The 25888-nt window shown below is 41.4% G+C and carries 24 protein-coding genes, 3 tRNA genes and 5 pseudogenes; 10 read left to right on the forward strand and 22 right to left on the reverse strand.

What is annotated here, in order from left to right; translation table 11 throughout:
* Positions 1 to 27: 27 nt before the first annotated feature.
* The 3 genes from SORDD25_RS03375 to SORDD25_RS03385 all read right to left on the reverse strand — a co-directional run bounded on the left by SORDD25_RS03375 (position 28) and on the right by SORDD25_RS03385 (position 3180).
* Entirely contained in the window at positions 28 to 432 is a 405-nt protein-coding gene (locus tag SORDD25_RS03375; RefSeq protein ID WP_000651221.1) for a PaaI family thioesterase, read from the reverse strand.
* A 69-nt stretch (positions 433 to 501) separates the two neighbouring features.
* Positions 502 to 1983: a UDP-glucose--hexose-1-phosphate uridylyltransferase gene (locus SORDD25_RS03380; protein WP_061852620.1), complete on the reverse strand. Its 1482-nt coding sequence runs from the start codon at positions 1981 to 1983 to the stop codon at positions 502 to 504.
* An 18-nt stretch (positions 1984 to 2001) separates the two neighbouring features.
* Entirely contained in the window at positions 2002 to 3180 is a 1179-nt protein-coding gene (locus SORDD25_RS03385) for a galactokinase (RefSeq protein WP_061852621.1), read from the reverse strand.
* A 163-nt stretch (positions 3181 to 3343) separates the two neighbouring features.
* On the opposite strand from SORDD25_RS03385, the gene galR reads away from it, so the two are divergent.
* Complete coding sequence (gene galR / locus SORDD25_RS03390) at positions 3344 to 4348, forward strand: DNA-binding transcriptional regulator GalR (protein WP_061852622.1); 1005 nt, start codon at positions 3344 to 3346, stop codon at positions 4346 to 4348.
* 33 nt (positions 4349 to 4381) lie between these two features.
* Here the strand turns inward: galR and SORDD25_RS03395 are convergent, their stop codons facing one another.
* Positions 4382 to 5272, reverse strand: a complete 891-nt coding sequence (locus SORDD25_RS03395) for a cation diffusion facilitator family transporter (RefSeq protein WP_061852623.1) — start codon at positions 5270 to 5272, stop codon at positions 4382 to 4384.
* 132 nt (positions 5273 to 5404) lie between these two features.
* On the opposite strand from SORDD25_RS03395, the gene SORDD25_RS03400 reads away from it, so the two are divergent.
* Both SORDD25_RS03400 and SORDD25_RS03405 read left to right on the forward strand, forming a co-directional pair.
* On the forward strand, positions 5405 to 5959 hold the full coding sequence (locus tag SORDD25_RS03400) for a TetR/AcrR family transcriptional regulator (protein WP_061852624.1): 555 nt from the start codon (positions 5405 to 5407) through the stop codon (positions 5957 to 5959).
* Positions 5960 to 5985: 26 nt separating this feature from the next.
* Positions 5986 to 6318 (forward strand): hypothetical protein, encoded by a 333-nt coding sequence (locus tag SORDD25_RS03405; protein ID WP_061852625.1) that lies wholly within the window; start codon positions 5986 to 5988, stop codon positions 6316 to 6318.
* Between the two features lie 35 nt (positions 6319 to 6353).
* On the opposite strand, the pseudogene pnuC reads toward SORDD25_RS03405, so the two are convergent.
* Positions 6354 to 6860, reverse strand: a pseudogene (pnuC, locus tag SORDD25_RS03410) (nicotinamide riboside transporter PnuC); the annotation flags it as partial.
* Between the two features lie 78 nt (positions 6861 to 6938).
* Here pnuC and SORDD25_RS09400 point away from each other — a divergent pair.
* The 5 genes and pseudogenes from SORDD25_RS09400 to SORDD25_RS09335 form a co-directional block, all read left to right on the forward strand.
* Positions 6939 to 7220, forward strand: a pseudogene (locus SORDD25_RS09400) (IS6 family transposase); the annotation flags it as partial.
* A 54-nt stretch (positions 7221 to 7274) separates the two neighbouring features.
* Positions 7275 to 7595, forward strand: a pseudogene (locus tag SORDD25_RS09405) (DNA replication protein); the annotation flags it as partial.
* On the forward strand, positions 7588 to 7824 hold the full coding sequence (locus tag SORDD25_RS03420; RefSeq protein ID WP_001287839.1) for a hypothetical protein: 237 nt from the start codon (positions 7588 to 7590) through the stop codon (positions 7822 to 7824). The pseudogene SORDD25_RS09405 and the gene SORDD25_RS03420, both read left to right, overlap by 8 nt.
* 12 nt (positions 7825 to 7836) lie before the next feature.
* Positions 7837 to 8064 carry a hypothetical protein gene (locus SORDD25_RS03425; RefSeq protein WP_001152920.1) on the forward strand — a complete coding sequence of 76 codons (228 nt, stop codon included), beginning with the start codon at positions 7837 to 7839 and terminating at the stop codon, positions 8062 to 8064.
* Entirely contained in the window at positions 8052 to 8213 is a 162-nt protein-coding gene (locus tag SORDD25_RS09335) for a hypothetical protein (protein WP_001062367.1), read from the forward strand. The genes SORDD25_RS03425 and SORDD25_RS09335 overlap by 13 nt, the downstream gene beginning before the upstream one ends.
* Before the next feature lie 224 nt (positions 8214 to 8437).
* On the opposite strand, the gene SORDD25_RS03430 is transcribed toward SORDD25_RS09335, so the two are convergent.
* The 14 genes and pseudogenes from SORDD25_RS03430 to SORDD25_RS03495 form a co-directional block, all read right to left on the reverse strand.
* Positions 8438 to 9238, reverse strand: a complete 801-nt coding sequence (locus tag SORDD25_RS03430) for an energy-coupling factor ABC transporter ATP-binding protein (RefSeq protein WP_061852626.1) — start codon at positions 9236 to 9238, stop codon at positions 8438 to 8440.
* Positions 9225 to 10061 (reverse strand): annotated as a pseudogene (locus SORDD25_RS03435) (ABC transporter ATP-binding protein). The gene SORDD25_RS03430 and the pseudogene SORDD25_RS03435 overlap by 14 nt, the downstream one beginning before the upstream one ends.
* Positions 10037 to 10827, reverse strand: a pseudogene (locus SORDD25_RS03440) (energy-coupling factor transporter transmembrane component T). Before SORDD25_RS03440 ends, SORDD25_RS03435 begins: the two co-directional pseudogenes overlap by 25 nt.
* Positions 10827 to 11429 carry a hypothetical protein gene (locus tag SORDD25_RS03445; protein WP_061852627.1) on the reverse strand — a complete coding sequence of 201 codons (603 nt, stop codon included), beginning with the start codon at positions 11427 to 11429 and terminating at the stop codon, positions 10827 to 10829. The pseudogene SORDD25_RS03440 and the gene SORDD25_RS03445 overlap by 1 nt, the downstream one beginning before the upstream one ends.
* A 443-nt stretch (positions 11430 to 11872) precedes the next feature.
* Positions 11873 to 13393, reverse strand: a complete 1521-nt coding sequence (locus SORDD25_RS03450; RefSeq protein ID WP_049478412.1) for an ABC transporter permease/substrate-binding protein — start codon at positions 13391 to 13393, stop codon at positions 11873 to 11875.
* On the reverse strand, positions 13386 to 14114 hold the full coding sequence (locus tag SORDD25_RS03455) for an ATP-binding cassette domain-containing protein (RefSeq protein WP_061852628.1): 729 nt from the start codon (positions 14112 to 14114) through the stop codon (positions 13386 to 13388). The genes SORDD25_RS03450 and SORDD25_RS03455 overlap by 8 nt, the downstream gene beginning before the upstream one ends.
* A gap of 14 nt (positions 14115 to 14128) precedes the next feature.
* Entirely contained in the window at positions 14129 to 14893 is a 765-nt protein-coding gene (locus SORDD25_RS03460) for a nuclear transport factor 2 family protein (protein ID WP_061852629.1), read from the reverse strand.
* A 3-nt stretch (positions 14894 to 14896) separates the two neighbouring features.
* Positions 14897 to 15340 (reverse strand): MarR family winged helix-turn-helix transcriptional regulator, encoded by a 444-nt coding sequence (locus tag SORDD25_RS03465; RefSeq protein WP_061852630.1) that lies wholly within the window; start codon positions 15338 to 15340, stop codon positions 14897 to 14899.
* Positions 15341 to 15483: 143 nt separating this feature from the next.
* A complete protein-coding gene (locus SORDD25_RS03470) occupies positions 15484 to 16677 on the reverse strand; it encodes an O-antigen ligase family protein (protein WP_061852655.1) in 1194 nt (397 codons plus the stop codon).
* 131 nt (positions 16678 to 16808) lie between these two features.
* Complete coding sequence (gene gtfA / locus SORDD25_RS03475; protein ID WP_061852631.1) at positions 16809 to 18251, reverse strand: sucrose phosphorylase; 1443 nt, start codon at positions 18249 to 18251, stop codon at positions 16809 to 16811.
* Between the two features lie 196 nt (positions 18252 to 18447).
* Complete coding sequence (locus tag SORDD25_RS03480; protein WP_000711271.1) at positions 18448 to 19281, reverse strand: carbohydrate ABC transporter permease; 834 nt, start codon at positions 19279 to 19281, stop codon at positions 18448 to 18450.
* A 16-nt stretch (positions 19282 to 19297) separates the two neighbouring features.
* Complete coding sequence (locus SORDD25_RS03485) at positions 19298 to 20170, reverse strand: carbohydrate ABC transporter permease (RefSeq protein ID WP_061852632.1); 873 nt, start codon at positions 20168 to 20170, stop codon at positions 19298 to 19300.
* An 18-nt stretch (positions 20171 to 20188) separates the two neighbouring features.
* On the reverse strand, positions 20189 to 21439 hold the full coding sequence (locus SORDD25_RS03490) for an extracellular solute-binding protein (protein ID WP_061852633.1): 1251 nt from the start codon (positions 21437 to 21439) through the stop codon (positions 20189 to 20191).
* Between the two features lie 34 nt (positions 21440 to 21473).
* Complete coding sequence (locus SORDD25_RS03495; protein ID WP_061852656.1) at positions 21474 to 23636, reverse strand: alpha-galactosidase; 2163 nt, start codon at positions 23634 to 23636, stop codon at positions 21474 to 21476.
* A 107-nt stretch (positions 23637 to 23743) separates the two neighbouring features.
* Here SORDD25_RS03495 and SORDD25_RS03500 point away from each other — a divergent pair, with 107 nt between their 5' ends.
* Positions 23744 to 24604, forward strand: a complete 861-nt coding sequence (locus SORDD25_RS03500; protein WP_061852634.1) for an AraC family transcriptional regulator — start codon at positions 23744 to 23746, stop codon at positions 24602 to 24604.
* The gene (birA, locus tag SORDD25_RS03505; RefSeq protein WP_061852635.1) at positions 24601 to 25536 is read left to right on the forward strand and encodes a bifunctional biotin--[acetyl-CoA-carboxylase] ligase/biotin operon repressor BirA; all 936 of its coding nucleotides are present in this window, start codon (positions 24601 to 24603) and stop codon (positions 25534 to 25536) included. The genes SORDD25_RS03500 and birA overlap by 4 nt, the downstream gene beginning before the upstream one ends.
* Before the next feature lie 75 nt (positions 25537 to 25611).
* Here birA and SORDD25_RS03510 read toward each other — a convergent pair.
* From SORDD25_RS03510 to SORDD25_RS03520, 3 genes are all read right to left on the reverse strand, one after another.
* Positions 25612 to 25699, reverse strand: a tRNA-Ser gene (locus tag SORDD25_RS03510).
* Positions 25700 to 25705: 6 nt separating this feature from the next.
* Positions 25706 to 25779: transfer RNA gene (locus SORDD25_RS03515), tRNA-Ile, on the reverse strand.
* 33 nt (positions 25780 to 25812) lie between these two features.
* Positions 25813 to 25883: transfer RNA gene (locus SORDD25_RS03520), tRNA-Gly, on the reverse strand.
* Positions 25884 to 25888 lie beyond the last annotated feature (5 nt).

Here is a 25888-nt window from a genome sequence, read left to right on the forward strand (position 1 = left end):
AGAGGTGTGAGCCTCTTTTTTGTTTCTCTATATCCTTACCTGTCTATCTTCTGACCGCTGGCCTGTGACAAACATGGTGAAGGTTGCCTTGCAGACATTTCTGCCATCTTGATTGGTAATATCCACATCCACCACACAGGTTGTGCGACCTTGATGGACACATTCTCCTTTAATGGTCAGCACATCGTCGAGTTTTCCTGCCTTGAGGTAGTTGATAGAGGACTGGAGTGTCACTCCATCAAGTCCAAGCGAGATAACTACCAAACCACTAATCTGGTCACAAAGGGTGAAGAGATAGCCACCATGGGCATTGCCATAGTAATTGAGCGACGAGTCCACCACTTTCGTCGTCACCACAACATGACCATCTCTCATTTGTTCTATTTCGTAATTTTCAAAGGCAGATATAGCGTCAAAATGAAAATCTTTCATCGTTTCCTCCTGATATTTCAAACGACACTATGATACTACTTTTTATAGGACTGTGCAAGGAGAAAGCTCCTAGTCTGGCAAAATTCCAACCTGCTCTACAAAGCGCATAAATGCTGCCTGTCCCCGCTCCGTTTGCTTGTAAACTCCTGCATCCTCAAGTACACGCGCAAAGATAGCACCCACAGAGTCCTTGACGATTTCAAGGGCTTTTTCTTTATATGCTAGTTCTGGATATTGAGCTTTGAGCTGGTCTGCCCATTCCTGATGATAGTCGGCAACTATATCACCATCTCCCACAAGGTAGCTAGCGACTTGCTCCACTTCTGCTTTCAAACGAGGTGGTAAGATAGCCAATCCCATGACCTCGATCAAGCCAATATTTTCCTTCTTGATATGTTGAACATCCTTGTGGGGATGATAGATGCCGTCAGGATGCTCTAGAGAGGTTTGATTGTCCCGCAAGACCAAATCCAACTCAAACTGTCCATCACGCTTACGCGCAATGGGTGTGATGGTGTGATGCGGTATTCCGTCTGTCTCTGCCAAAATCTGCACTGCAGGGTCTGAATACTGGCGCCATTTCTGTAAAATCTTGTCACCCAAGCTGATCAAATCTTCTTTTGAATCCGAGGTCAAACGTAGCACTGACATAGGCCACTTGACAATCCCAGCCTTGACCTGATCAAAACCAGCAAAACAGAAAGTCTTTTGCAAGGGAGCCAATTCCATAGGGAATACGTGACGGCCTCCCTGATAGTGATCATGAGTCAGAATAGAGCCTCCCACAATCGGCAGGTCGGCATTTGAGCCCGCAAAATAGCCTGGAAACTGGTCTACGATAGCCAGCAGGCGCTCAAAACTGAGACGGCTGATAGCCATGGGACGGTGCTGGCCGTCTAAGAAAATACAGTGCTCATTAAAATAAGCATAGGGCGAATACTGGAAGCCCCACTCCTGACCCGCCATTTCAAAACGGATAATACGGTGATTGCTACGAGCTGGGTGGTTAACCCGACCATGGTAGCCTTCGTTCTCTGGACAAAGCTGACACTGGGGATAATTGCTAGCTTGCACCAACTTGGCTGCCGCAATCTCCTTTGGATCCTTTTCAGGCTTAGAGAGGTTGATGGTAATCTCAAGCTCTCCGTAATCAGACGGTACACGATAAGCAATATTTTTAGCAATGGCCTTGAGTTTGATGTAGTCATTCTTCTGGCTAAGTTGGTAAAAGTCCGCAATTGCCTGCTCAGGAGATTGGGCATAGGTTGCCCAGAAGTCACGATTGACCTGACTTGGACAAGGGGTTACCAAGTCCATTAGTTCAGCACCGAGGATTTCACGCGTAGCCTGACTATCCTCAATCGTCTCTAATCGAACCGCTTCCTCAACCAACTGGTCTTTGAGGTCAATCAATTTATCCAGATTGGTATCAACTCCTAAAACACCATCTCCCACTCGTGCCAAAACACGATTGGTTAGGTAGATTCGATCCATTTCCTCAAAAGCACTTTCAGCAATAACATGTGTTACAAATTTATCTACTAAGGTCACTATAAAGCCTCCTTTTAACTAGTCAAGGACGCGAGTGCCACCTGCAACTTCAGCGATATAGAAGCTTGGAGCATATCCAACGACTTCCTCGTAATGCTTGCCAACAGCTGCTTTAAAAGCCTCAACGGCATCTTTTCGCACCAAGGCAATGGCACATCCACCAAATCCTGCCCCTGTCATACGAGCACCAAGAACACCTTCCTGAGCCCAAGCAGTATGAACGAGGGTATCCAATTCCAAGCCAGTTACTTCATAGTCATGTTCTAGAGAAACGTGAGAAGCATTCATCAAGCGACCAAATGTTTCCAAATCACCTGCTTGAAGAGCTGCTTGTGCTTTGAGGGTACGTTGGTTTTCAAGCACAGCATGGCGAGCACGTTTCAAACGATTTTCGTCTTTAATCAGATAGCTGTATTGGTCAAAAGCCCACTCATCCAACTCACCCAAGGTCTGAATATCCAAGGCAGCTTGCAATTCTTCCACAGCTTTTTCACACTCAGCACGACGTTCATTGTACTTAGAGTCCGCCAGTTCACGACGTTTGTTGGTGTTCATGATAACAACGACATTGTCCTTCAAATCAAGTGGCACCAAGTCGTATTCTAACGTATTGGTATCCAGGTAAATGGCCCGTTGGTCAGCTCCCATACCGATAGCAAACTGGTCCATGATACCAGAGTTGACTCCGATAAAGTTATTTTCCGTTTGTTTTCCGATTTTAACCAAATCCAAACGGTCTAGTTTTAAACCAAAGAGATGCTCTGCCACAACCCCCGTCAAAAGTTCCAAGGATGCCGATGAAGACAAACCAGCACCATTTGGGATATTCCCAAAGACATAAAAATCAAACCCTTTGTCAATCACATGTCCAGCTTCTTGCAAGAAATGAAGAACCCCTTTTGGATAGTTGGTCCAGCTGTGCTCTTTTTCAAATTTGAGATCAGCAAGAGGCACTTCGATGATACCCTTGTCCTCAAAGTTTGCTGAGTAGAAACGCAAAACTTGGTCATCACGCTTGCGAGCTGCACCGTAAGTTCCCAAGGAAATAGCCGCTGGAAAAACGTGCCCGCCGTTGTAGTCCGTGTGTTCACCAATCAGATTGATACGACCTGGTGAAAAAAAAGTTTGGTCTGCTTCTTGACCAAAAACGGCAAGAAAGTCTTTGCGAAGGGCTTCAGTAGTAAGATGTTGTGTCATATAAATTCTCCTTTGACTGTCGTTAAGTCACCTTAACGTGTAATCGTTTTCTTCTATTGTATCCAAGGGATTTACCAAGGTCAATCCTTTTTACTAAACTTTTACTAAACTATCAGTAAAAAGCAGAAAAATATGATATACTAACCTAAAAGGAGGAGGATTTATGGCTACCTTAAAAGACATTGCACAGCTAGCCTCTGTCTCTATCGCGACCGTATCTCGTGTCCTCAACCGCGACCAGAGCCTATCTGTCACAGAAGAAACCAGACATCGTATTTTAACTGTCGCTGAAGAGCTGGGCTATACTAAGCACCTCAAGACAGGCGAATCCCACAAACCCAAGCAAAAGATTGCCATTATCCAATGGGTCAGCGAACAAGGGGAGTTGGACGACCTCTACTACTATCAGATTCGTCTCGGTATTGAAAAAAGGGCCCAAGAGTTGGACTATGACATCTTGCGCTATTTTAATGACCATCCTTTTACACTGAGCGAGGAAGTGATTGGCATTCTCTGCATCGGAAAATTTAGCCGTGCTCAGATTGCTGCCTTTGAAGAATACCAAAAACCTTTAGTCTTTTTAGACAGCGATACCCTCTCACTAGGTCATACCTGTATTATCACTGACTTTTACACTGCTGTAAAACAAGTTGTCGATCACTTCCTCAGTCAAGGGCTTGATCGCATCGGGATTCTCACTGGCCTTGAAGAAACCACCGACCAAGAAGAAATCATCCAGGATAAGCGGCTAAAAAATTTCAAAGACATTACCCAAGCAAATGGAATCTACCATGAAGAACTGGTCTTTCAGGGGAGCTTTACTGCCCAGTCTGGCTATGACTTGATGAAGGAAGCCATTCACAAGCTAGGAGAACAACTCCCACCAGCCTTTTTCGCAGCCAGCGATAGTTTAGCCATCGGTGCCCTTCGTGCCCTTCAAGAAGCTGGAATCAGCCTACCAGACCGCGTCAGTCTCATTTCTTTTAACGACACTAGCCTGACCAAGCAGGTCTATCCTCCCCTCTCCAGTATCACTGTCTATACCGAGGAAATGGGCCGAGCAGGCATGGATATTCTTAACAAGGAAGTTCTCCACGGTCGCAAAATCCCTAGCCTAACCATGCTAGGCACCAGACTGACTTTGAGAGAAAGTACGAGGAATGAATAGGATAACAAAACGACCTCTAGCGAGATCGTTTTTCTAATGATGATGCCCATGCTTCTGCTCTAACTCTCTCACCCTCCGCTTATGTTGCGCATGATTGCTTTGACTGCTATCCACTTCGATAGTAATATTCTGCACGCCTCTTTCTTCTAAACATTGACGCACCACTTCTTTGGTCTCAATCATCTGCTCCCAGTCCTTGATACAAATGTGGACAACAGCATTGTTCTCTAGACCGTCCATGGACCAAATGCTAAGTTGATTGACACTGTTGACATTGGGTAGAGCCTCTATATCCTTTTCCAAATCACTTGTCTCGACTCCTTCTGGCACAGCATCTAGGAAAATCTTGAGTGCGCTCCAAAAGCGAGGAACAGCTTTTGTTAGAATAAAGATAGAAATAACAAGTGATAAGAGCGGATCGAGGATATACCAATCTGTAAATCGGAGGATAATGGCCATTAGAATGACAGCTAGCCAACCAAGGGTGTCTTCCAAAAAATGCAAGCTAAGAATAGACTCGTTCTTTGTCTTTCCTTTACGAACTACCAGACTAGCTAGTACATTAATAGCTACTGCAATGATTCCCAGCCAGAGGATCCCTTCCTCATTAACGGGTTGCGGGTGAGCGATCTTTGTGATATTTTCCAAGATCACTAGGACAGACCCTATCATAAGAATCACAGCCGTTAGCATGGCTCCTAAAAGGCTAAAACGTTTGTAACCCAAGGTGTACTGCCTATCTTCTTCACGATTGGAGATTGTTTCTAGAAGGGCTGATATACCAATGGCCATAGCATCTCCCAAGTCATGAACAGAATCAGCAAGAACTGCACTCGAACCAAAGATTCCTCCTGCGATAAACTCGACTATCGCATAGCTTAAATTTAAGAAAAAAGCTAACCAGATAGATGTTTTAGAACTCATTTCTCTCCCTCCTTTGGTATAATGGGTATATACATACTTCTTTCATTTGTATTATCTAATAAAATCCAAAGAAAGGATAGAAGCAAACTGTCAGTCCTGTTCAGTTCTGAACAGTTTGTCTCAAGTGTCTATATGCCAAAAAGAGACCGTCGTGTCAGCAAGACTAAAAAAGCCATCTATCAAGCTTTTTTACAACTTTTGAACGACAAAGGCTATGATGCCACTACTGTTCAGGATATCATTGACCTAGCGGATGTTGGACGTTCTACTTTTTACTGTCACTATGAAAGCAAGGAACTCCTTTTAGATGAGCTCTGTCGCTACCTCTTTCATCATCTCTTTGAAAGAGAAGGACACCTTACTACCGAGAACTACCTCGCACATATCTTTTTACATTTTCAGAAAAACCAGGACCATGTCACCAGTCTCCTTTTTTCCAAAAACGACTACTTCCTCCGCCAACTACACAAGGAACTCGAACACCACGTTTATCCCATGGTGGCGGATGACTTGCAAGAGGCCTATCCAAACATTCCGGCCTCCTACCTCCAGCATTTTGTTGTAACGAACTTTATCGAGACCCTAACTTGGTGGCTAAAACAAGGAAAATCTTATACCGAAAACCAAGTGGTGAGATTTTACCTTGATGTGATGGAGATGACCTCTCCAACTCCACTTGATAACTAAGCCTGTAACTCAGAAAGGAACCAACTATGTTAACTTCGATAATTCTAGGAATACTAACAATCGTACTAGCTCTCGCTTTCTCATTGCTTCACCTTGCTGCTGCTTTTTCAGCTATGAAACAAAAGAACTACAGTCTGGGAAACACGTGCATCTTGGTCGGCAGTTGCCTCACCTCTCTGGCTCTAGCCATCTTTTACTTCGTTCCAGTTGCAACCATTCTTCTATGGATTGTGGGCTCGAGTATCGTCTGCTATGGAGCCTACTGGAACGGCCAACAGAAAGAAAAACAACATATATCGCACCACATCGTTCGTATAACGAGTGCTATTGTCATTACGGTATTATTCATTTTGCTCTAATACAAAAAAGGATCATCTGAACCTTTTTTACTTTTTTAAGAGCTTTTTGCTACCTTGCTCCACTGATACCACCCAACTAGACTATTGATGAGATAAATTAGGTATTTCCCTTGGATTTTCAATCTTTCTCCCCACCAGAGATAGATTGAAAAGACATTGGTAGCTGCCCAGAATATCCATTGTTCACGGTAAACAGCTGTCATGAGGATTTTCCCTACACCATTGGTCGCATCAGTGATAGAATCACGATAGGGACGATTAGCTCCGATAGACTGATAAATAAACCCAAAGGCCAACCACCAAAGAACACTAATAGAAAGATACTTTGTCCAACCCTTGCCGTCTAGTTTACGTGCGACAAACTCTTGTTGTTCTTTCTTAAACTGGGCTTGATAAATCCAAACCAAGAGACCAATTGGCTGCATAATTGTAAAATAGAGAGTTGTTAAAACCTCACCATAGAAGCCTTTTTGAAGGGCAAGCACCAGATAAATGATGGAATTAATCAAACCAAATAGGTAGTTACTAGCACGACCTTCAGCTTCTCAAAGAGCAGAAAAAAGGTTAGTAAGGCTTGAGAGATGAATCATTTTAAAGGCAAATAATTCCAACAAGACGTCATCATTGTCGCTGTTGGTTATTACCTACGTTACAATCTGAGCTATCGTGAAGTTCAGGAATTGCTTTATGACCGTGGAATAAATGTTTGTCACACTACGATTTATCGGTGGGTTCAAGAATACAGTAAAATCCTCTATCATCTCTGGAAAAAGAAAAATAAACAGTCCTTCTATTCGTGGAAAATGGATGAAACCTATATCAAAATTAAGGGGCGTTGGCATTATCTCTATCGAGCGATTGATGCGGACGGTTTAACATTGGATATCTGGTTACGAAAGAAATGTCGAGCAGACGATAACAGCTATAAGTTAGAATATACCGCCTATCAAGAAGATAAAGCACGCAAAGCAGAAACCGAAGATAAGCTAGCTATTGAAGCAATGAAAAGCAAGTACACCACGCTATTGCTAGAAAATATGTTGCTAAGTCCGTTTGAAATGCAAGATACAAAAATCATGGCAGGATTGCAAGTCCATGTTTACCCCCTCTATGACGAACTGAAAGAATTAAGAGGGCTAAACAGTGTTAAAGACCACTTGTCTTATGTTGCCAGCAGACGTGAAGAATATTCTAAGCATAATATCGCACGCTACCTCAAAAAAGCCATTGAACAATATCTACCAACGGTTAAAAGGCAGGACTTAAACCATGAGTGAAGACTTAAAAACGATCAAAGAGCTGGCGGATGAGTTGAGTGTTACAAAACAAAATATTCAATATCACTACCAAAGGTTACCAAAAGAATTACAGCTTAAAAGTTCCAATGGGTCTAATCTAATAAATTCTAAAGCAGAAAAAATAATTTTAGGTAAAGTAGAAAGTAGTAGCAAATCAAATACCAAAGACCAACAAATAGAAAAACTAACTAATTTGTTAGACCAGTAACAACGATTAGCCTTGCAAGATAAAAAGTTGCTAGAAGAATACAAGGCGGAAAATGATAACTTAAAAGCCCTCAAAATGCCCTCACAGGAAACAGAATTCAAACACTTAGACAATCAATATAAAGATGAAGTGAACGCTCTTAAAGAGAAGTTGGAAAATTTACAGGAACAAATCAAAGATCAAAAAAGGATAGAAGAACAAGAAAAACCAATAAAATGGTGGGGACTATGGCGAAAATAGATGATTCAGTTAAAAAGAAAGTTCCAGAATTGCGATTTAAAGGATTCACGGATGAATGGGAACAGCGTAAGTTGGGAGACGAAGTTCGAATAGTGATGGGACAGTCTCCTAATTCAGAAAATTATACTGATGATCCTAATGGGCGCTAAAAATGCGAAGACCTATGAAGACCTATTTTGTATTAGTCAAACAAAAAATCCAAAAGAAATGGTATATGATTATGACCATGAAACAAAGTAAAATCAAACCGAGTGATCTGAGGAAGCACCCGATGATCATGAAACGTTATTAAACACAAAAGTCACCCATGTGAGTTCTTGCCAGAAGCTGAAGTTAATCCTTCAACCTGGAAAACCCGCAGAGGTGACTTTTTCTATACATCTCGATTTTTCTGGCAATAATCATTAACCGATAAATATGTCTGTGAATCACCCAGCGACTCCGCTATGTCCATAATCCGCGGTGGTAGTAATCCCACTCGCTGGACAAGTTCGTGATTGCTGAACAATTCCCGTGGACTGCCGGCGAAGCCAAACTTCCCGTGTTCCATAACATACACCGACTCAAACTCGGCGGCGACCCAATCCATGTCATGGGTGATGGTCACAACTTGGTGGCCCGAATCAGCCAACTGATGGAAAATTGCGGTCAACTTGCGCCGGCTTTCCCAATCAAGCGACATCATCGGCTCATCAAATAAATAAATCGCCGGATCCACTGCCAAAACTGTGGCAACGCTCAACAGCTTGCGTTCCGACAATGACAGGTCATATGGACTTTCAGCTGTTTTATCATCCAAGCCAACTCTTTTTAGAGCCGCTAAAGCCCGCCTCGTAATCGTGTCGTGGTCATCCATGACCTGCGCGACATTCCACTCCACCTCTCGTTGAACGGTCGGGTTGAAAAGCTGATCGTCAGGATTCTGAAAAGTAATCCCAACCTTCAGTAACTTTTCGACTGGTTTAAGATCATTAAAATTTTCTCCATCGATCTTAATCACACCGGTTTGTGGTGTCAGCAAACCCGTCAACAATTTGAAGAGCGTTGATTTGCTGGCACCATTTTGGCCGACAATCGCCACCATCGGATCGGCGAAGTGTTTGTCTTCAACATCCAAGCTAAAGGACCGTTCCGGATAAGTGAACGTCAGGTGGCTCAGTTCAATTGTGGACATAACGAACCTCCTTCAGATCAGCGTAATTCACCGGATACCGGCCATCAGCCAAGTGCCAATCCATTTTTTGAGCAAGTTGCTGGATTGTCGGGGCTGGAATCTGCCAGTCAGCTGCCAAATGATTAAACACCTCACCCGGCCTGCCCTGGGCTACCATTTGACCCTCGTGCAGCACCCACACAACGTCGGCGACTTCGCACAAATCGTCAATTTCACTGGTGACAATGAAGACAGTCGTCTCTTTGACTTGGCCCAGCCATTGGAAAAATTGCCGGCGGCCAAGGGGATCCATCTCACTGGTCGGATCATCCATAATCAAAACAGCCGGATTAGCCACAATCGCCGTGGCAATTGCCAACCGCTGGATCTGACCACCGGAAAGGCTCTCGGGACGCAAATTCAGCTGTTCAATCAGCCCCATTTGCGTTGCAACTTCTTCAACCCGTTTTTGAATCAGTCCTTCAGCCATTCCCTGATTAATCAAGTCAAAGGCGATTTCATCGGCAACCGTGTCTGCCAACCCGCTTAGTTGGCCAGCTGGATTTTGCAGTACAACTCCATTCATGGCATTATAAACGGGCTAATTGTCGGACACTCGCTGGCCAAACATGTGCCAATCGCCCTCAATCTCAGCAGACACAATTTTGGGAATGACCCCTGCCAGCACACGGCACAAAGTCGATTTGCCGGAGTGGCTATTCCCGATAATCCCAACCACCTGGCCGGTATGAACCTCCGCGTTAATCTGACGCAGTTGTGGTTGCTCAGTACCCGGATAACGGGTGGTCAAATTTTCAATTACAATCCGTTTATCTTCGTCCATATCTTCCACCCAATCAATAAAATTGCCAATCCAGTCAGACCAATGTGCAGCGTCCGCGACAGGCGATACACGCGCTGGGAGGTCCTGACAGTCCGGTTGAGATTATCAAAACCTCTCAGTTGGAGAGAAATCGACCGCGTCATCGATTGATCCAAGGTCTTAATCACCAATGGAATTAGAACCGGCAGGACTGACTTTAATTTCTGAATCAACGTTTTTTGCGGATTGGTTCCGCGAACTTTTTGTGCCTGCTGGATTTTCCGCATATTGCGCATCATTTCCGGCAAAATATAACACACCGACATCAGAACGTAGACGGTTTTATAAGACAATCCAGACAGTTCCAAATAGGCCGCGTTTTCTGAAATACTCGTGGTCACCATAAAAAAGCCACTGGTCAAAATAATCACCAATACTCGACAACCCAGAGTGGTGGCGTAAATCAGGCCTTCTTTGTAGAACGACACCCCAAGCACAGAAAAAGCACAGTTTGATTCCGACTGAAAAATAACCCTTGGATAATCAGCATGGTGCAAATCAGAAACAGGCTGAATCCCAGCGCCTTAAAGGTGGTAGAACTCAATTTGGAAAATAACAATAGCAGTGTTGCGACAAGAATTAATCCGGCCTGAAGCAATAAATTCATACTGGCAAAGCTCAACAACGTCATGTCCAAGATGAACAAGAGCTTAGTAATCGGATCGATCACCTGGTACCACTTGAGCTTGACCCGTGGCGCTCCAGAAATCAATGTTTTATCAGTCATCATTTATTATCGCTAAAGAAGTGCACCATCCGCTTCGGCAGCTGACGATAGATGAAGAATGCCAGGTAGGCCACGCAGACTTTATCCAAAATATCCAAGACAAACTCATCGGTAAATGAGGCCAGCCACACTGGTGCATGATTTGCGACCATTACCGCAAACAATGAGTCACCCCAAGCGATACCGGTCTGACCACCCCAAAAGATGACGTTGAGTGGCGTTGAAATGACAGCTGAAACGATGGCAATAATAATAGCAGAAACAAATACTCGTCGCGCTGACGAGAACCACCCATTGGCGTGCAAAACTCCGACAGCAATCCCAATTCCGATGCTGGTAATCGCATACACGGTTGAAATTGGCGATAAGGTCAGCCCATAGATCACGTTGTTGATGAAACCACTAATGGCACCGGCAACCGGCCCAGCCAACATGCTAGCAAGAAAGGTTCCCAAAGACCCCAGCCAAACGGGCAACTTTAACCCCTCCGCCAAGGCTTTGGCAACATAGTTAATCCCCACGGCAGCGGGAATCAAAGTCATGGTGGCAGCACTTAACTTAAATTTCCACATACTGGTACGATGAATCGGTTCTGTTTTCATAATCTTCTCCTTTTGTTTTTTAAGAGCCGTGTCTGGATAGACTTTCGGACGCAACGCTCTATTATATATCTACTGAACTGTCTATACACAAGAATTCCATCCTTAGTCGACATGAGCTGGAAATCCTTATTTGTTAAGTAGTTCACAACACATTATACACCTATTTTGTGAATAGTCAGGTGTATTTACAGTAAAAATCTAGAAAATCCTGAAAATTTCCTCTTATACTCTTCGAAAATCAAATTCAAACTACGTCAGCGTCGCCTTACCGTACTCAAGTACAGCCTGCGGCTAGCTTCCTAGTTTGCTCTTTGATTTTCATTGAGTATTATTTTCCATTTTAAATGACATTTAGTAACTCTAATATCAAAAAAGCCCAGACAAGATTGTCTGAGCATTTTTCTATATGGTCGTTTAACCAAGTTGAGTTTAGCATTTTCAAGCTATTTCTTCAACAAACCTTGTTCTTGTAAAAACTCCTTGGCTACTTGTTCTGCTGACTTGCCTTCAACACCGACTTGGTAGTTGAGCTGGCTCATCTGGCTTTCAGTAATTTTACCAGCCAATTTATTGAGAACCGTCTCCAACTCAGGATGTTTCTTGAGAAGAGCTTCTTTCATTAGTGGAGCCCCTTGATAAGGTGGGAAGAGTTGTTTGTCATCCTCCAAGACCTGCAAGTCATAACGCGCCAACTCTGCATCGGTTGAATAGGCATCCGTGATTTGAATATCACCTGACTGAATTGCCTGGTAGCGAAGGGCTGGCTCCATGGTCGCTACGTTGAGATTGAGACCATACATTGATTGCAAGCCCTTATTTCCATCTTCACGGTCATTAAATTCGAGAGTAAAACCGGCCTTCAACTGTCCTTCCACTTTTTTCAAATCCGAAATGGTCTTCAAGCCATATTCTTGAGCAATCTTTTTCGGAACAGCTACAGCGTAGGTATTTTGATAAGACATGGGTTTGAGATAGGCAAGATGATCTTGTTTGGCAATGCCATCACGCGCCACCTGATAAACCTGATCCGGCTCATGACCTACCTTGGGTGATGGCTGAAGCAAACTTTCAGTCACCGTACCGGTAAATTCAGGATAGATATCAATATCCCCTTTTTTCAGAGCTTCATAGAGGAAGCTTGTTTTCCCAAAATTCGGCTTAACAGTCGCAGTCATACTGGTATTTTCTTCAATCAGTAACTTATACATATTAGCCAAAATTTCGGGTTCCGGTCCCAATTTCCCAGCAATCACCAAGTTTTCTTTCTCTTTTTGAGCTAAGAGGGCTGGACTATAAGACAGACCGAGTAATATGGTCACCAAGGCAAAACCAGAGAAAATCGTTCTCAATTTTGCTTTTTCCATCACTTTTAGTAGGAAGTTAAAGGCAATGGCCAGCACTGCAGAAGAAAGGGCCCCAATCAAAATCAGACTGGTATTATTACGGTCAATTCCCAAAAGGATAAAGGAACCCAGTCCGCCAGCCCCAATCAAGGCTGCCAAGGTCGCCGTACCGATAATCAAGACAGCCGCTGTCCGAATCCCAGACATCATAACAGGCATGGCAAGTGGAATTTCAAACTTCTTGAGACGCTCCCATCTGGTCATCCCAAAAGCAATCCCAGCCTCTTGTAGACTTGGATCAATTCCCTTTAGCCCAGTGATGGTATTTTGCAAAATTGGGAAAATCGCATAGATCACCAGAGCTGTCAAGGCCGGTAAGGTCCCAATTCCCATCAAGGGGATAAAAAGTCCCAATAAGGCCAGAGACGGAATTGTCTGGAAAATCCCTGCAATCTGCAAGACCCAGTCCGCCAATTTCTCATGATAGCGAAGATAAACAGCCAAGGGAATCGCAATAAAAATAGCTAGTAACAAGGTCAAAAGTGACAACTGCAAATGTTGAGATAGGGCTGTTACCCAATCACCAAAACGCTCCTGAAAAGTTGATATTAAATTAGCCATGAACACTACCTCCAAACAAGTCTGCTACAAAGTCCGTGGCAGGCGCTTTTAAAATCGTCTCGGGATTCGCCACCTGACGAATCTCTCCATCCTGCAAGACAGCAATACGATCCGCCAATTTCAAAGCTTCATCCGTATCATGGGTCACAAAAATCGTTGTCATACCAAACTCTTTATGCAATTCTTTCGTCAGAACCTGCAACTGTTTTCTCGAAATAGCATCCAAGGCTGAAAAGGGCTCATCCATGAGGAGAATCTTAGGCTGACCAATCATGGCACGGACAATCCCGACCCGTTGCTGTTCTCCACCAGATAATTCATTAGGTAAACGATGCCCATACTCAGCTACCGGTAAACCAACCTTAGCTAAAAGCTCTTCTGTTTTCTGAGCAATTTCTTCCTTAGTCCAGCCCTTCATCTCAGGAATGAGAGCAATATTTTCTGCAACCGTTAGATTGGGAAACAGAGCAATGGCCTGTAAAACATAACCTGTAGAAAGACGCAGTTCACGCTCGTCATAGTCTTTGATGCGCTTGCCATCCATGTAGATATTTCCATCAGTCGGTTCCAAGAGACGGTTAATCATTTTAATCATGGTCGTCTTACCGGACCCAGAAGGTCCAACTAAAACCATGAACTCCCCATTCTCAATTCGTAAATTGACATCTCTCAAAACATCTTTTTCTGTATAGCGTAGCGCTACATTTTTGTATTCAATCATTCTTTGTCCTCAATTTAAAATTTTCCTCGGTTGGTCAAGTCTTCTACCTTAGGCATGACTTCTTTATTATCCCAATGCTCCACAATCAAGCCATTCTCCAAACGGAAGATGTCATACTCAGCATAAGGCACCCCATCTATCTGAGTCTGTCCATAGCTGACCACATAATTTCCTTGTCCCAAAAGCTGGAAAACAAAGTCAAAAGTGACACCATGTTCAGCCACATAGTTTTTATAAGCCTGACTTCCTTGGCCAATCTCATGATTATGCTGAATCAAATCTTCTGCCACATAATCATTCCACTGCTCTAGTTCGCCGTTTTGAAAGATTTCTGTCAAGAAACGACGGACTAACCTTTTATTTTCTGCTGTCTTATCCAAATCTATGATTTCAAAATCACCAAAAATCTGGTCTAACTGTCCATTTTCTGGAGCACGATAGTAGTCAATGACATCCCAATGCTCTACAATACGGCCGTTCTCATCCGCACGGAAAGTATCCGTCGTCACCCATTGAGCTTCCCCGCCATTGAGATATTGGTGAACATGAACAAAGACCAGATTGCCGTCTTCAATAGTGCGGACAATCTTCATCTCACGCTCGGGATGGCGCTCAAAGAAATTTGCAAAGAAAGTCGCAAACCCTTCTTTCCCATCTGGCACTCCTGTCGAGTGTTGAATGTAGGTATCTCCTACAGACTGGGCCTGAGCCTCAGCAACTCGTCCATCTTGAATAGCATGAATATATAGATTTTGTGCATTTTCAACTTGTTTTGACATGATTTATTCCTCATTTGCTTTCTCTTTCAGATTGTCCAAAATGCGTTCCTGATAACTTTCAAACTGGCGAATTTCTTCCTCAGTGAATCCTTTATAAAAAATAGCATCCAGTTTTTGACTAATACGATGGCCAACTTCTTTCTGGGACCAACCTTGCTCCGTTAGCTTGACATACTTCTTTCTCTTATCTATTCCACATGGGCTAATGATGAGCAGGTTTTGCTCCTCAAGATTCTTTATCATGGTTGTGAGCGTATTGTTAGCGAGACCAGTCGCCAGCGCAATATCTGTCGCAGTTGCACAGCCCGTTTCACTATTCCATAAAACCGCTAAAATCTTGCCCTGTTCACTCCGATAAAGAGCCTCAGGATCCTGACTCAGTAACTTTTGAAAAATCCGCCCATTCAACAAACGAATATGGTGGGCTACCAAATGACTATCCTTCATGATCTCTCCAATTTATTTCTATATCGAATTGTTTTTATTGTAACACCTCTCGTTCCATCTGTCAACTATTTCGATTTAGAAATAATTTTCACCAACAAAAGAGACCTCCTACCTAGAGTAGAAGATCTTCACTATTTATTAACTTAATCTGTCATTTCGGACACCAAGGTACGATGTTCCAACGGTAGGCTACACATAACCAGCAAGAAGATGAATCCTGACTGAACCCAGAAGAGAGCCAAGTCAAAAATTCCATGTACAGCGACCACTGTCAGGAAGGAGAGATAAAGACCGATAATTGGTCGTTTACCAGACTCCTGACTCATATCCATCATCATGTGAACCGGAATAACCGAAGAAATGGATAGGAGAATGGTTCCAATCAAACCATAACTTAAAATAGTATCAATGTAAAGACTATGCGCGTGCTCGTGGTAAGGTGCATGAATTCTCGGATAGGAATTCATATAGGTCAGCGGACCCTCACCCCAAATCGGATTTTGTTTAAACAAAGTCATACCCGCATTCCATATCGAAACACGCTCCTCCATTGAAGAATCTAGCGTTCCCATACGGACACCCAAGTCACTTGAAAAGAGGAAACAAAGGCCAATCCCGAAAACTCCAATACTGAGCCAAAAGGCACGCCAGTTTTTAATGGTTGTAAAGAGATAAATGATGGCACCAGCGATGATGGCAGGAAATGCTGTTCTATTTTGTGTAAAATTCAAACCAAATAGATTCACAAAACCTGCTAGCACACAAAAGACTTTCAACCATCTTAGCTTCGTCGTTGTAAAGAGGTAAAAGGCAATCATGATACAGAAGCAACAAATGATCCCATAGTAGTTAGGATTAAAGAAGGTGACCTCTGCACGGTTCTGGTGCCATACTTGCATATTAGGCGAAAGAAAGGCGTAGTTAAATTTCTTTACAATTTGGAAATGCTCCAAAGTAGCAAAAACAGCAGAGAGCACACTACCAAACAAGATTGTCTGGAGTATCAGTCGAAAGAAAGCATGCGTCAGACGTTTCTGGTAGAAACTAAAGAAAATGAGGAAGAGAAACATCAGTAAAGATGCAACCAATCCAAGCCAGTTCTTGACGACGATAGAGATGATACTACTGTAGGCAATAAAAAAGAGAAGTACAGGATGTTTGACTAATCCTTTGATAATTCCCTTCATTTCCCCAGTAACAAGTAAACCTATCAAATATAAAGCAAAGAGCGTTAAGAACAAATAAAAAGGTAAAAAGATACTTATGATCATCAAATACAAAAAGAAATCTTTTTTTGAAAGCCCTCTTATCTTATCCAGTAATCCAATTGATTTCAAAACGGATCCTTTCTGTTCTGGATTTCTCCAGAAGATAAATGCTAAACTATCTTTATATTCTACCATTTTTTCCGTCATTTGGGAACAATGAACACGTTTTCACTACAAAAAACTCTTTCATTAATATAGCATTAGAACTGAATTTTTCTGCCATTTTCCACTACTTGATAGGTCTGACTTTGCAAATCAATTTCTGCTACTGCTGTTACGGACTTATCTTTATTTTGACGTTTGATTACAATGCTGTGAGCTGTTTGTGTTTCTATCTCAATAGTCCCTTCTAGGTCAAAGGCCTCTGATTGATTACGGAAAGAAAATAGATTGAGAAGAGACCTCACCACAGGACGTTGAACTTCTTCTGCTATTTCCTCCTTGCTATAGTAATGACGATTAATATTTCGACCTTCTTTGGTTTCTTCTAACAATTTCAAGTCATTTTTTCCTGCTAATAGACCCACATAGTAAACCTGAGGAATGCCTGGAGCAAAAGCTTGAATCAAACGAGCGAGGAAATATTTGACATCATCATCTCCAAGCGCAGAATAGTAGGTTGAATTGATTTGGTAGATATCTAGATTGTTATACTCTGCACTAGAGTACTTACGTTTGACATTCGCTCCAACCTTATAGAGCTCATTTGAAGCATAGTCAATTTCCTCATCAGTCAGGATATCTTTGACATCCACCACTCCAATTCCATCATGGGTATCTAGTGTCGTAAATTGCTTCATCGGGCTCATCTTTAACCACTTAGCCAAGCGCTCTGTTCTGGAACTGTAAAGAGTATAAAGGGTCACCATTGGAAGGGCAAAATCGTAAACATAGTAATCATGGTCCGCTATTTTAAACTGAATCGAATAGTGTTCATGAATCTCAGGTAAGAGCTCTGTCCCATACTCAGCAGCGATATCTCGAACTTTGTCCAATAAATCCCAAATATCTGGTTCCACAAAGAAATCGTTGGTATCCAATTTCTTCACTGCATAAGCAAAGGCATCTAGACGAATCAAATCACACCCGTTACTTGCTAGATGTTGAATCGTCTTACGGATGAATCTCATCGTTACTTCTTTGGTCACATCAAGATCAATCTGCTCCTCACCAAAGGTATTCCACAAATGTTCTACTGAACCATCTGCAAAAAGAATCTCTTGCTTTGGTGCACGGTCCTTACGCTTGTAAATTAAATCTACATCAGCTTGTGTCGGACGATTTTCCGGCCAAAACTTATCCCAGTTTAAAAAGAGATCTTTAAATTCACTAGCTTCATGTTTTTCTTGATAGTCCTTATAATATTTCGATTGACGAGAAATATGGTTAATCATAAAGTCAAACATAAGATAATATTTCTCACCTAAACGCTTAACATCCTCCCAATCACCAAACGCTGGATCCACTTCATCATAGTCAACTGGTGCAAATCCACGATCACCTGTTGACGGGAAAAATGGTAGAAGGTGCACTCCCCCAATAGCATCGCCAAAATGTTCTTCCAAATTCTCATACAAGTCTTTAAGGTTATTTCCAAGACTATCTGAGTAAGTAATCAACATAGTTTTATTTTGAATGGTCATAGATGGTCTCCTTTTTCTGATGAAAGCCAAGTCTTATATGACCTGGCTTCGTAAATGAAAGATATTTTTAGATTTTTGTTCAGTACTAATATAGACTGCAAGCAACTAAGTACTATTTTCTTGTTTTCTACATAGAATTGTCAACAAGCTGAACCGTTCGTCTATGTGTGGAATTATAAATTCCCTAATCACTTTTTTACTTCACTGCCCCGTTACTCATTCCTGAAATGATATGTTTTTGGAAGATGAGGTAGACAATGGTTATCGTTACAATTCCCACAATATAAGATGCAAAACTTGGGCCATAGTCATTGAAGTACTGACCTTGGTAGTTGTATTGGAAGAGAGGCAAAGTCCACATCTTGGAATCCTTATTCAGAATCAAGAGTGGCAACATAAAGTCATTCCAGAACCAGAGAGCATTGATGATCAAAGTTGTCGCATGCATGGGCTTCAACATTGGAAAAATGATTCGACGATAAGTTGTAAAACGATCAGCCCCATCGATTTCCGCAGCTTCATCCAAACTATCTGGTACACTGATTTTTATATAACCAACATACAAGAAGAGAGTCTGTGGAATAGCATAAGTTAGGTAGAGTATTACTAGCCCCCACATATTTGCTAGACCGAGTTTACTCATCATAACTGTGATGGGAATCATAATCACCTGAAATGGAACAAATATCCCTAAGATCAGGAGCGAATACATAATTGCAAAGGCTTTTTTCTTGGACATATTTCGAGCAATGGAATAAGCTGCAGCTGGAATAAAGAAAGCCACTACAATCAATGATAACACCGTAATAACTGCTGAATTCCAGAAATAGCCTCCAATTCCATCCGAAATCAATCGTTCATAATTACTCAACGTAAAAGGATTGGGCAAACTAAAGAAATGATTCATGATATCCTTAGTTGTTTTGAAAGAACTAAATACCGTTACCAACAAAGGAACAAGTATAAGAATACCACCGACTATCAAGAGGACATATTTCCAAAACTGATTCAATTTTTCTTCTTTTTTCATGTGTAGGACTCCTCTATTAGATTTCAAATTTCTTTGATAGTTTGATTTGGATAAGAGAAACAATTCCAATAATTAAGAATAAAATCAAGGCAATTGCATTCGCATATCCATATTGATTACTCTTGAAAGCATAGTTGTAGACTAAAAGTCCAAGAGACGTTGTAGCATTATTTGGACCACCACTCGTCAAGGCAAAAATTTGGTCAAAGGATGTCAAACCAGACTTAAGAGCCAAGATAAAAACCATTGAGATTGTTGGCAGTAAATAGGGCAATTCAATCTTCCAAAAAGTTTGTTTGCTTGTTGCACCATCAATTGATGCAGCTTCTAAAATATCACTTGGAATACTCTGAAGACCAGCAAGAAAGAGAATGATTGGCATTGCTACTCCTTGCCATAGAAGAACAAAAATAGTTGCCACTACCGCTCCGCCAGGTGTTCCCAATAGACTCTCTTGTAAAAAGCTAATTCCTAAAATTTTTCCAATCGTTGGAAGACCATAGTTGAAAAATTGTTTAAAAATCAAGGAAACTGTCAAACCAGATAAAACAGCCGGGAAAAAGAACCATGCTCTAAAGAAGGTCTGTCCTTTCATCTTAGAATTTAAGGCTCGTGCCACAACCATCCCAATCGTAATCTCTCCAATAATCAATGCCAGAGTTAAAATCAAAGTAAAAGCTATGGCTGTGAAGAATTTCCCATCAATCATCAGCAATTTGTAGTTATTCAAACCAACAAACTTATAATTATAGGTCAATCCAGTCCAGTTAGTCAAACTATAGAAAGCACCTTGTACCATTGGAAAGTAAAAGAAGATAGCTTGTAATGCAAGCGGGATGAGCAAAAAAGTCCAACCCCAGTATTTATTTAAAAATTTTCGAATAGCCATATCATCTTAACTCCTATTCTAGTCCAAATCTGCCTTCATTGGATTAAAGAAAGCATTGAGATTGTTTGCCATATTTTTCAGATTTTTATCCATCAGGTAACCTGTACTTAGATTAAAAAAGTCTTCTTCAGAGTTCCAGCGTTGGCCCAACCAAACATAATGTTTGTCCGTAAATGCCAGTTTAGAAATAGCTGCAAGCGCTGAATCTTCTTTTTCCTGTATGCCTTTTACCGCAACAGGTGATCCATCTACATCATAGTATGACTGCATAGCTTTTGGACTAGTCATATAGCTGATAAATTCTTCGGTTTCCTTAGGGTGTTTGGTAGTAGCTGAAGTTGATAATGCCATATCCCCTGCACCAACAGTGACTTCTTTTCCTACTTCTTCTCCAGGAAAAGCAAACATCCCCACCTCAAATTTTGGATCTTGTTGATTAATTGCGGCTAATGCCCATGATCCTTGTGGCATCATCAAGGCTTTTCCACTCGAAAATGCTACCACCGCATCATTATAAGAGGCACCACGCCAACCATCTTGAGCATTATCTGCTAATAAATCGAGTCGTTCTGCATCTGCTTTTAAAATAGCATCATCTGCAGAGATGGCGTTTGGTTTTGAAAAGCGAAGGTAATTATTAGCCGCGTCTCCACTACCCGTAAGAGTAATGAGAGAAAGTTGGTGGTAACCATTTAATGTCCAGCCTTCATTGCCTGCAACCGCAAATGGAGAATTCCCACTATCTTTTATCTTTTTGACAATCTCTTGAAACTCTTTAAAAGTCTTCGGTTCCTCAAGTCCTAATTCTTTAAACTTCGTTTTATTGTAATAGATTCCATAAAGGTTGGCCGTTAAAGGCACACTATAAATCTTGCTATTGATTGCATACTTTTCGGCATAGTCATTCTTGATGTTCTCAAGATAGGGTTTTCCTGTCATATCTGCAAAATAGCCTGCCTTCGCCCACTCCTGAAAATCCATATTTTGAGGATAGATATTAATAATATCTGGAACATCTCCTGATAAAATCCGAGTCTTTAGCACAATTCCAGCTGAAGGTACTGTAGTCAGCTTCACATCAATATTAGGGTGTTCCTTTTCAAAACCATCCACTATCTTTTGCAAGGTATCTGCCATCTCGGTCTTCTGGTTAAAAAACTCAATCGTTACCTTGCCATCAGTTGATTGATTGTTCTGACCACAAGCCACTAGGCCTAGTAAACTTGCCCCAGCTACTAAAAGAAAACCTGCTTTCTTATACCATTTCATTGGAATGCCTCCTTGATAAATTTATACGCTTTTATTATAGTCTTTTGAATTTATACTGTCTACTCAAAAAATCTCCTGGTGATAAGGTAACAGTTAAACCTGCATACATGAGCTCTGCACCCGAGTAAACAATGTTTGTCCCTTCCAGCTCATAAAGCCCTTCCACTTCTAAGTCTTTCAGTTTCAAGGTGGTTTCCATTGTTTCCACAACTGATAGGACTCGGACGTAGGTTACGATCGTCTGATTTCCATAGTTAAATTGTACAGCTGCTTCGTTGGATTCAGCATCGGGATTGATTAACCTATACTGATTTCCCAACTGGACTACTAGTCGCAATTCTTTATACAAGTTCACCTGATTAGCAATCTCAGCCTTCTCTTCATCTGATAAACTTGTCAAATCAAGCTCATAACCCAGATTTCCCATCATTGCCACATGACCACGAGTTTCCAATGGTGTCATTCGTCCCATCTGATGATTCGGTACTGCTGACACATGAGCCCCCATAGAAATGGTTGGATAGAGATAGGATGAACCGTATTGAATTGGCAAGCGTGCAATAGCATCAGTATTATCACTAGCCCAGACCTGTGGGAAATAACGCATCATACCAAGATCATTTCGTCCACCACCACCAGAGCAGGACTCAAAGAGAATATGACTGTGTTTCTCTGTCAGATAAGAAACGAGTTCGTAAAGCCCCAACATATACTGATGAGACTGCATCTGAGTATCCAAGTAGGCTGAGCCATTCCCCAGATTAGTGATATTGCGGTTCATATCCCATTTGATGTAGTCAATTTTATGATGAGAGAGGAGTTCATCTAAAACATTTTTCAAATATTCTACTACCTGAGGATTGGCAAGATTAAGTACTAATTGATTTCGAGAATAGGTATGCTCATAACCTGGAACCTGAATAGCCCAGTCAGGATGTTTACGATACAAGTCGCTATCAACAGAAATCATCTCCGGTTCTAACCAAAGCCCAAACTGCAAACCTCTTTCATGGATCGCTGAAATCAGACTTTCTAGACTTCCACCCAATTTTTCCTCATTAACACGCCAGTCACCTAAAGCACGATTATCATCAAAGCGATTACCAAACCACCCATCATCTAATACAAAAAGTTCAATTCCAACTTTCTTAGCTTCATCAGCCAGTTCTAACAGTTTTTCTTTCTGAAAGTCAAAGTAGGTAGCTTCCCAATTATTGATTAGAATTGGACGCTCTTTTTTAGAAAATTTACTTGGCATAATGTGCTTAAGTACAAAATTCTGACTTTCATGACTGATACCAGTTAATCCCTTATCTGAATAGGTCACTAAAGCTACCGGTGTTTCAAAATTTTTCTCAGGATCTAACTTCCAAGAAAAATTTTCTGGATTAATTCCAATAGCCACCCGAACTTCATTCAGTTGATTCTTTTGGACAAAAGCTTCGAAGTTTCCACTATACAGTAGTTGTAGAGCAAACACATTCCCAGCATCCTCTGTAACTCCTTGATCACATAATAGAAGAGCTGGTGTTTGAGCATGCCCAGAAGCTCCACGGTTCGAACTAATCGAAAAGATTCCTTGTTCTACCTGTTGACGTCGAACAGTCTTTTCACGAGCATAAGCTCCCTGTAAAGTCACTATTTCGTAAGCTGCAGCAGGAAAATCAGCCATAAAAGAAAAGTCCTTATGAATGACAACTTCCTGATTACTATTATTCTCCAATTTGCTGTAACTAGCAATTGTCGCATCATTATCAAAAGCTGTATAATACAAAGTCAGACTAAGTTTAGCTTGAAAATCTTTTAAAATCAAGACAAGCGTCTCTGTATCATCCATGCTGTGAGGAGAAGGTAAGCCCTGTGGACCATTCTGACCTTTTAAAATCTTTGCTTCTACAAATCGAAAGTCTGTTACTTCAGTTGCATCATGTTGAACCAGTAAAGTTGGTTTTCTAAAGTCACCCAAACCATGTTGTCCAAAAATTTGACGTTGCGTATCCAAACTAAAGGTTCGATTGGTAGCTGTTGGATTACCAGAAAAAGCATGATCGCGTTCATAAACACTATTAGAACCCCTATAGTCCTTAATAGTCTTTCCTAAATGTTTTAATAATAAGTACCCATCTCTATTTTCAATAATCAAACTTAAACCTTTACTCTCAACGTAAAATAGATTATTCTCTATCCGAATTCCCATAAATTGTACCTCATCGATTTCCTGATAAAATTTTAACAAATAAAAGCGCTTTCCAAAATAGAAAAATGTCTCAAGAATATGGTAAAATGTTAGGTAGGAGGTGGCACATGCTCGTTTTTTCAGAATACCAGACTGGAACAATTGACCTTTCTCTTAGCTTTTACGGTTATGAAGAATGTACGCCTAACTACTCTTTTGGCCCAGCTATTCGAGATACCTATGTACTCCATTACATTACTAAAGGAAAAGGTCAATTCCATTATAAGGGGAAAATTGTTGATTTAAAGGCAGGAGATTTCTTTTTACTAAAACCAGATGAATTAACATTCTATCAAGCAGATAACCAGGATCCTTGGGCTTACTACTGGTTGGGGATCACTGGTGGGAGGGCACCTGACTACTTTGCTCTATCTCAAATTTCTGACCAATCCTACCTCATCCAGTCAAATAACTGTCATACCCAGACAACTGCAAAACTCATCTCAGATATTGTCCGTTTCGCTCAGATTACAAAATCAAATGAATTGGCTCAACTCCACATCATGGGACAACTCCATGAACTAATGTTTCATCTAGGAACGATTGCTCCCAATCAAAAAAAAGAGAATATTTCATCAACCCACCAACTCTATCTTGACTGCAAACAATTAATTGATAGTCACTATCCACGATCGCTCACCATTCAAGATCTAGCTAAAGAGCTATCGGTTCATAGAAGTTACTTAACTAGTGTGTTTAAAGCATTTCACCAACTCTCTCCAAAAGAGTATTTACTTTTCGTTCGAATGAAGCGTGCGCAACAGTTACTAGAACACACCAATGAAACGATCAAAGTCATTGCATATTCTGTGGGTTTTTCAGATCCACTACATTTCTCAAAAGCCTACAAACAGTTTTTTCATAAAACACCTAGTCAAACTCGAAATGAATACTCTCACTCCATCTTAGCTAGAAAGGAAAATCAATGAAATCACACCAACTAGTCTACCAAATATTAGCTAGAGAAAACGATTATGTTAGCGGAGAAAAAATCGGAGAAGAACTGAATTTAAGCCGTACATCCATATGGAAAGCGATCCAACGTCTTCAACAAGAAGGCCTAGAAATTGACAGCATCAAAAATAGAGGCTACAAGCTTATTCAAGGCGATTTGATATTGCCTGAATTGATTCAAGAGAACACCAACTTAACCATTCGCTACAAACCTGAGACCAAATCAACCCAAACAGATGCAAAAGAAGGGATTGAGGCTGGAAACCAAGGAAACACACTCTATCTTTCAACCTGTCAAACAGCAGGTCGTGGCCGCTTTCAGCGCCCCTACTATTCTCCATCTCAGGGCGGGATCTATATGTCTCTGCATATTCAACCAAACCTTCCCTATGAAAAACTCCCATCCTATACTCTTCTTGTGGTAGCTGCAGTCTGCAAAGCCATTAAAAATCTAACTATGATAGAAGTAGATATCAAATGGGTAAATGATATCTACTGTAAAAATAAAAAAATAGCAGGTATCCTCACCGAAGCGATGACATCAGTTGAGACAGGCTTGGTTACAGACGTCATTATCGGACTTGGTATAAATTTTTCTATAGCAGACTTCCCAGAAGACCTAAAAGAAAAAGCAGGTAGCCTATTTATGGCACCTACACCAATTAGTCGTAATGATCTCATAAGCGAAATATGGAATTGTTTCTACAATACGGATTCAGATGAGCTACTTTATATCTATAAAGAAAGATCAATAGTTCTTGGAAAAGAAGTTACCTTCCAGCTAGATGGAAAATTTAAAAAAGGACTTGCAAAAGAAATCTCAGAATCTGGTCAACTTCAAGTTGAACTTGAAGATAAACATACTATCTGGCTAAATAGCGGAGAAATATCACTAACAAATTGGTAATAAACAAATCCCCCTTTTAACGATTTAGAAGGGGGATTTGCTTACAAAAAAGAGCCTAACAGCTCTCTTAACTCACGGAGAATGGGGGATTCGAACCCCCGCGCCGGTTACCCGACCTAACGATTTAGCAAACCGTCCTCTTCAGCCTCTTGAGTAATTCTCCTATTAATGGGCACGAGTGGACTCGAACCACCGACCTCACGCTTATCAGGCGTGCGCTCTAACCACCTGAGCTACGCGCCCAAGTTCAAAAACTTGGTATGAACTTTCGTTCAAAGCGGGTGACGAGAATCGAACTCGCGACAACAGCTTGGAAGGCTGTAGTTTTACCACTAAACTACACCCGCTTAAT

Origin of the sequence: Streptococcus oralis (genome assembly GCF_001579525.1) — a bacterium.
Taxonomy (GTDB): domain Bacteria; phylum Bacillota; class Bacilli; order Lactobacillales; family Streptococcaceae; genus Streptococcus; species Streptococcus oralis_M.